The following is a 768-nucleotide window of genomic DNA, read 5'->3' on the forward strand; positions in this document are numbered from 1 at the left end:
CGTGCCGGCCACCTGGCGGGCCTACCGGCTCACCAAGCGCCTGGCCGCCGCCGACCGAGAGGCCTCCAACCGCTGGGCTCACGGGCAAGCCCGCCGCACCTACGAGGCCCAGCTGGCCCGCTTCAAGCCCCTGCGCCAGGAAGCCCAGCTCCTCGACGGATTCCGGGGCAAGGCCGAATCCCGGTGGGAAGGCCCCGACCTCCAGAACCGGATGCGCAAGCTCCTGGCCGCCACCGCCGACTACACCGGCACCCCCCTCAACATCGAGGACGTGTCCACCCAGCAGGCATTCGCCACCGCAGTACGAGCAGTCCATGTGGCGCTGAACGAACATGCCCCGACCGAACCCAGCAGCGTGGGCACCGGACCGTACTCCGAGACACCCGAGCGGTTCGGTGACGCCGTCGACAAGGCCATGAAGCTCATCGAGGACCAGGCCGTCAACGCCGCCCTCGAAGAGCGCACCGCCCGCCGCAACGACTCCGCCGACACCCACACCCAGAGCTGACCCCGGGGCAGTTGCACCACCCCTAGACCGGGGTACGGCGCCAAAGCCACCTCAGCCCTGCCCTCTGCCCGGCAGGCCCGAGGAGCCATGGACAGACCAGGCCCCAGGGGCCCGGGCACCTCTCCAGCGCCGTACCCCCTCGGGGGCGCCCACACCACGGGCGCCCCCGCACTACCCCACCCCGTCAAGGCCCTGCCCGCAGCCATCCCCCCCAGCCGTCCGCCTACCCGGCCCCCGCCCCGCCCCGCGCCCCGGCCACC

General features: G+C 73.0%; 1 protein-coding gene. It reads left to right on the forward strand.

From position 1 onward, the window contains the following. Nucleotides 1-508, forward strand: a 508-nt coding sequence (locus JAO81_RS41915) for a hypothetical protein (RefSeq protein ID WP_199553255.1), incomplete at its 5' end; no start/stop codon positions are given. Nucleotides 509-768: the final 260 nt, after the last annotated feature.

It is taken from the genome of Streptomyces sp. N35 (assembly GCF_016464295.1).
Taxonomy (GTDB): Bacteria; Actinomycetota; Actinomycetes; order Streptomycetales; family Streptomycetaceae; genus Streptomyces.